Below are 6,701 nucleotides of genomic sequence, written 5' to 3'. Positions count from 1 at the left end.
GTTTCAACTCCTGCTGACTTTGAGCTTTCCCATAGCCAGATAAGCCAAGCAAAAGAAAGAGATAGCATAATAATTTTCTCATTTAGATAATTGTTTGTTTGAAGTGCGTTTTATTTAGTATAAAATGGCTTTATATTATATCGCAAATTAAATAATTATATATTATTGGATGGGTATAATCCTTCTTAAGTTTTTCGACAGTCTGAAAAATCGTATCGATTTTATCATCCGAAACCGAATCGTCCATATTGATGCAGCAAACTCCGGTAAGGTAAGGGTTTTCGGAATCTTTGACTAAGCGGATGATGGTATTTTTGATTTCATCTTTATCCTGCCGTGCAATTTCTACAGGGCTCAGCCTGATATTGAAGAAAGTATCTGGTAAAATTTTTCTCAACAATTTAACATCGCCGCCCCAGCCCAGGTCAAGAAAATCGAGGTGAGGAATCCTGGCAAATTTTTCTGCCATCCGGTGGGGATCAGGCCCGCAATAATGAATCCCGAATGGCCGCCTGGCGCTCCATTGAATATCAAAAGGAAGAAGAAATTGTTCATAATCATCCTCAGAAATCATGGTATGCGAACATTCGGAATGAAGAAAAACCGGATTTTTCAAATGGGATACACAGCGATTTACGGAAATTGAAGTCGTCCGGGTTTCTTTCTGAATGGCGGAAGTGAATTTATCAATTACACCTGCAATTTTATTGAAGTAAACCTTCACTTCCTCAGGCTTCATCATCATATCGAGAAATATATTTTCCCCTCTGAGATCCATGGCAAGGTTTAAAATTCCTCCCCAGTTAATATCCCCGGTAATAAAGCCGTATTTTTTCTTCAATTCATCCTGAAGATTTGAAATTCTCTTGAAGGCAGGGGATTGAAATATATTTTCTTCGTCAATGGCTAGTGCCTCCTGATGAGCCGGTATTACCTGCGGCGGATGGTTTTCACTGTAATTCACCTGACAGCCCATCATTTCGGACAGGCAAAATCCGGCGGCAAGATGAACAGCCCCTATTTCGGGACGGTTACTGTCTTTCTCCTTCCCAAGCCCATATTTTCCCCATCGTTCGTAAAGAACCTGTTCCATCTTCCGCTCAACTTCCACCCGTTTCCCCGGGTGAAAAAAGAAATCTGAATCAAAGACGATTCTTTCATTTTTATTCCACCATTCGGGTGAAAGAACAATATCAACAGGCAATATTTCTTTTCCCAGTAATTGATTAAATGTATATCCCATTTTCAATGTTTAATTAAATAACCAGTCAATTCCTTCTTTTTCTTCCAAGCCTGCATCCCGGCTGATGATTTTTTGCGAAGCATCGGTAAAGCCAAGGATTAGTCCTATCCCTTTATCCAATGGAAGAACATTAGGGCCGGCTTCAAAATAATAGGTATGAATATTCACTGGTGGCATATTTTCAATAGCCAAGGCATTGGCGATTTTAACTTCAGCCTGGCCCCTGTCATTGGCAGAAGCATTGGTTTCCAACGTGGGCGGTTTCATGTAATCTTTATCATCTGTGGAAAAGTATCCAACAATGACGTTGACAGGCCGATTATTAATGAAGTGGAGGTTAAGTGGTTCTTTTTCCAAATTTGCCATGGATAACCGGATAAATGACAAATCCTTTAATTCTTCGGCAAAATCCTTAATCCTGAAATCCTGATCGCTGAATAATTTTTGATTTTTTTGAAAGGGAACAAATTTCAAGTCTTTGTCAAGTATTTTTACCTTAGCAGGGATCAATGCTGTATTTGTTGTTTGAACAGGTGCTCCGGTTTTCAGCATCTGAAGGTTCTTCTTGAAATTAGCAAGTTCATCTTCATAATAGGGCAGCAATTCGGCCCAGGTCTTGTTTTTCCCGTCATTCCCACCTATCGGTATGCGGCGTTGTTTGGTTTGCATACTGTTTGCATAGAGATACGAATCTTTGGTCAGATTAACGAGCTGTTTGTAATAGGCTATGCTTTTTTCGAGATATGGCAATGCTTTATCCAGGTCTGAAATATCTTTTGAGTAGCTGTAGCGGAGTACCAGCATAGCTGCTTTGACCTTTTCTGAAAAGAAATCCGCCATAGCCTGTTCACAATACATATCATTCTTCAATCTGGCAAATTCTTCTTTATTGGCTGTTACATGAGATCCGGCTTTTTCAATGGCAGCAACGGCAAGGTTGCCATGTTGTACTACTTCGCTGATAATCTGGGGTGGAGTTTCTCCGGTATGCGGTTCTTTTTTCCACTCTCTTTCGGCATATTCGATTAAAATTTCACCGGTTGGCCCGTTGGATTTATAGAAATCCGGATAAATTCTCCACTTTTTAGGATTGACCAGCTGACTCATGAACAATCCCAATGAAAGGGTTTCCCTGTTCCCATCGGTAATTCCGAAACGGCGCAGCAGTTTGGGTGCAATTTCTCCGGCCTGATTATAGGCCTGCATGATATTTTCGCCGTATTGGCCGCAACCATAATAATTACCGAGTTTTTTTGTCCAGAAGTCGTTTTCGCTGGTGGTGTCGCGGTTGCAATCCCATGAATAACGGCTCCATGCCTGATACCATATCCAATCCCTGTCCATTTCGAGCAAACGGGGAGAGGTTTTATCCGCACTGTAGGGCCAGTCCCAATAAGAAGCCTGGGGATACAAATGAAGCCCGTTGGCTCCGTGGACTGTATGCATAGCCTGTACACTTTTTTGGATAAAAGCAGGTGATCCATACCTGAAGGGTTCAAGGTTAGCCAGGATATGTACATTTTCGATATGTACAGAACCTAATTTACTCAGATTTTTATGGATTTCAGACCATGGACCCTGTGGCTGGTATGTTGTGAGCGATTCGCCGTTATACTTGTGCATGGTGTACATGTTTTTATACAGGGGCAGGGCTGCATCTATGTCCATTTGCGCATTGGTGTCATGAGCCCTGAGGATAATCGGCGGTTCATCGGTACGGCCTAAAGCTTTTAATCCATCTTTTACCCCGGGAATGATGGTTTCCGTGAGCCATTTGACATCATCTTCATCGGTGTTCATTGCCTCGCCTAGTGTGATCAGCAATCCTACGTTGGGATATTTCTCAATAAAAGCAGCAATCGATTTTCTGGTGTAATCAGCAATAAGCGGAATAATTGGCCTTGATCTGTCCTGGGTTTTTAACCCGTTTTTCTCGGCAAAAGGTTTGGAAACAATAATATTATAAAACATTTGTATTACCCAGATACCCCGTTTGTTGGCTTCTTCAGTGAGAAAATGATAAATTTCCTCGTTCTTTTTAAAGGTGGAATCATCCACTTCAACGGCATAAGGATAATCCTTAAGTTTCACCAGCGAAGCAAAAGGATGGCCATTCCACAGGTATAGGGAGTTCATCCTGTTTTCGACCATCATGTCCAGGTATTTGATCCATAAAGCTTTATCGTAGAACCAGGGAAAAGTTTCCGGTGTATAGGGATATTCATAAACGGTTCGGCCAGGCAGATAATATGGTTTTTGAAGGCCTATGCAGGAACCCCGCATAACCATCTGTGGTTGGTCCGTGATATTGATGTTTTGAGGTAGCCGACCATAAGTATTGACACTATCTGTTAAGGTCAAACAACCATACAAAGTCCCTGAAGCATCTGTTCCTTTCACCGCAATCAGGTTTTTAAAGGATTTAATCGAATATCCTTCTTTGCCGGGAACCTGGTTAAAGTTTATCCCCAATTTGTGCAGATCAACATTAAAGAGCGAATCATTGGCTTCACCCACCAAAATTAATTTGCCCTGACCGGCTTTTATGGGTTTATTTAAGCATTGTACTTCATAGCCCGCTTTGCTCAATGAATTGGTCAATTTTTCCATGCCAAATTTTATTCTTACCGAACTGTTCGGAGAAGTTATGATGGTGACTTTTTCTTTTTTTACCGGAAGAAGTACTTGAAGAAAAATTGAAATGATAAATACTATTTTCATGATATTGTTACTTGTTAACCTATTTTATAATTAATGTCCGTCAAAGATGAGATAAAGGCTAATCATTACAATGATTAACAAAATCCAGGCAATCCATACCTGTTTATTAGGTTTTGCCAGATTTTCCATCTTAAGTGTATTTTTATCCTGGTCCCCAGCTTTTTTGTCAAAGAAGGAGATGAGGAATGCCAATATTGAAAGAACCACAAAGATGTAAAAAGAGAGCAACAAGAAATGAGGCCAGCAGTGGTATTTAGCCTGCGGGAAGACCCAAAGATACAAAATTCCAATGCCAATACTGAGCATGGTCCCGCCTGTTAATGTAAAGTTGGCAGCGCGGGTTGTAGTTTTCTTCCAAAGTATTCCAAACAAGAAAACCACGGACATGGGAGGTGCAAGGAAACTTAATACCGACTGGAAAATATCAAAAAGCTTCAATCCTTTTATGCAATCGATGGCCAATGTGAGAAAGACAGCGATTAATGCTCCTGAAGCTGAAACTATTCTGCCTATTTTGATGATTTCTTTTTGCGAAGCTTGTGGTTTGTATTTTTTCACATAAATATCCATTGTAAATACCGTGCTCAGAGAGTTCAACGCTGAATCCACCGTGCTGATCAGTGCTGCAATCAGCACAGCCATGACCAAGCCCGTCATACCTGCCGGGAACAACCGGGTGACCATGGTCATATATGCTTCATCGGGGTTTTTAAGATGGGGAAAGATGATGAAGCAGGCAATACCGGGGATGATAAACAGGGCAACATCCAGGATTTTTAGCCAGCCGATAAAATTGGCACCCAATTGTCCTTGTTTAAGGTTTTTTGCGCCCAATACCGATTGAACCATCGACTGGTCAGTACACCAGAACCACACACCCATGATGGGATAACCCAATAAAATAGCCAAACAGGGATAGTTGGGATCATTCATCGGACGGAGAAGGTTCCAATACATATGTGGTGTTTTCGCATACATAGCCATTGGACCTCCTGCTTTCATTACTCCCACGATGGTTAGAACCAAGGAAACAACAATAAGCAAAGACATTTGAAATACATTGGTGTATGCAATAGCTTTTAAACCACCGGCAATCGTGAAAAATGAAGCGATAGCTACCAGAATAACTACTGACAGCCACATGGGCAGGTTTAAGATCTGATGAACAAGAATCCCGCCGGCAAAAAGGGTCAAGGCCAGCCATGAAATAAGGATGGTTATTAACGAATACCATGCAAGCAGGTTGCGGGTTGATTGTCCGAAACGTTTTCCCATAAATTCGGGTAACGTAATTACCTTGGCTCCTAAATAACGGGGGGCAAAAACAAAGGCCAGAAGAAAAATAAAAATAAATGCATACCAGGCAAAGTTTCCGGCTACAAGTCCTGTTGTATATCCAATACTGGCTGATGCAATCAGCATGGATGGCCCGACGTTGGTCCCCCACATGTTTAATCCTATACTGGTCCATCCCAGCGAATGGCCTGCCAGAAAAAGACTCTCGTTTTTATCTTTCTTTTTTACAAAACTCACCCAGTAGCCCAGGGCTGTCAAAATCAAGAGATACGAAATGACGATAATGAAATCTACCGGTTTGAGATATTGATATATGTTTCCCATTTGAATAGCTATTAGCCTTATATAGTTAGGTTTATCTGAATTCTTCAACAATCTTCATTGCCTGATCAATTTCCTTTTCCGACTGGAAATGCATCAGGATATTCAATCCGTTTGGGCCTACATTATCGAGCAGGGGTTTGAGTTCGTTTAGTTCAACCCAGCAGGGCATGACGGATTTATGATGGTTTAAAATTTTACTGTAAAGTTCGTACCAGCACGGGTCGCCACCTTGCGGTTGTCCAACTCCCGGAGTCCACTGAACAGCATTGAGTTCATCGATTTCCAGGATAGCATCCAGGTGGCGCATGGCATCTACCCCATCGAGGTGGTAAAGTGAATAATCAAGCTTTTGGCATTGTTGCCGGATGAACGGAAGTACAAATTTCCGGTAATCTTCTTCGGAGATCATGGCAGAAATGTCGGATTGAAGTTTTGCTACCTTTCCTGGTCCCCATATTGAAAAGTAGCAGAAAGCCATTTCCCCCTCAACCTGGATGAGGTCGTAAATCCTGTCAAACACCTGGAACCAGACATCATTGATTTTTTGAAGCTGCTCCAGCAGGGTGTCGGGCTGCAACATCATGTCCAATAATACTTCTTCTGTAGGTTTGAGGCTGGCCAGTGTATCCAATCCTTCGATCAGGTCAGGGCAGCCGACAAAATATCTTCCTGCTGCAAGATTTTTGCAGTTTTTAATTAAATCCAGATGAACCTGCCACCATTTGTTTTGTTCATCAAATACGATTTCTCCGTTAAATGCCTGGGGATGTTTGATCCAGATGGTGTCGGTGCTTCCTTCCAGTTCGGCGCCCAGAATAGCGGCAAGTGAACCCGGTCCCAACTGGGTGTTGGCAACGGGAAGGATGTCGGCTTTAAATGAACTTTTCGACAATTGATAATATATATATTCGGCCCTCCATTTTGGATCGAACCAGAATTGGTTCAGATCTTTGGCCTCAGCAGGTTTGGACACTTTTTCATAAGGTTTCCCTTCTTTTTCCAGGTGTTCCCACATGCTGATGACCAAACCTTCATGATCCCACCATTTGAGATAGTTATTCCTTGATTCTGTCCAGTTCTCTTTCCATGTAGTTTGCATAGCCGGATTTTAGTGATT

3 protein-coding genes and 1 pseudogene are annotated in these 6,701 nt (G+C 41.8%); all 4 read right to left on the bottom strand.

The window, feature by feature from the left end; all coding sequences use genetic code 11:
* Positions 1 to 130 precede the first annotated feature (130 nt).
* Positions 131 to 1,243 carry a hypothetical protein gene (locus Q8907_10815; protein ID MDP4274758.1) on the bottom strand — a complete coding sequence of 371 codons (1,113 nt, stop codon included), beginning with the start codon at positions 1,241 to 1,243 and terminating at the stop codon, positions 131 to 133.
* 9 nt (positions 1,244 to 1,252) lie between these two features.
* On the bottom strand, positions 1,253 to 3,964 hold the full coding sequence (locus Q8907_10810; GenBank protein ID MDP4274757.1) for a hypothetical protein: 2,712 nt from the start codon (positions 3,962 to 3,964) through the stop codon (positions 1,253 to 1,255).
* 30 nt (positions 3,965 to 3,994) lie between these two features.
* A complete protein-coding gene (locus tag Q8907_10805) occupies positions 3,995 to 5,584 on the bottom strand; it encodes a sodium:solute symporter (GenBank protein MDP4274756.1) in 1,590 nt (529 codons plus the stop codon).
* Between the two features lie 37 nt (positions 5,585 to 5,621).
* A pseudogene (locus Q8907_10800) lies at positions 5,622 to 6,683 on the bottom strand (cobalamin-binding protein).
* Between the last annotated feature and the right edge of the window lie 18 nt (positions 6,684 to 6,701).

The sequence above is a fragment of the Bacteroidota bacterium genome, assembly GCA_030706565.1.
Taxonomy (GTDB): domain Bacteria; phylum Bacteroidota; class Bacteroidia; order Bacteroidales; family JAUZOH01; genus JAUZOH01.
The sequence above is the reverse complement of the archived record's forward strand: the minus strand, read 5'-3'. Positions and strand labels throughout refer to the sequence as shown.

What these genes read in the sequence shown, in the direction of transcription:
- Q8907_10810 (MDP4274757.1), bottom strand. Translation starts at nt 3,964, where the DNA reads ATGAAAATAGTATTTATCATTTCAATTTTTCTTCAAGTACTTCTTCCG.
- Q8907_10805 (MDP4274756.1), bottom strand. Translation starts at nt 5,584, where the DNA reads ATGGGAAACATATATCAATATCTCAAACCGGTAGATTTCATTATCGTC.
- Q8907_10815 (MDP4274758.1), bottom strand. Translation starts at nt 1,243, where the DNA reads ATGGGATATACATTTAATCAATTACTGGGAAAAGAAATATTGCCTGTT.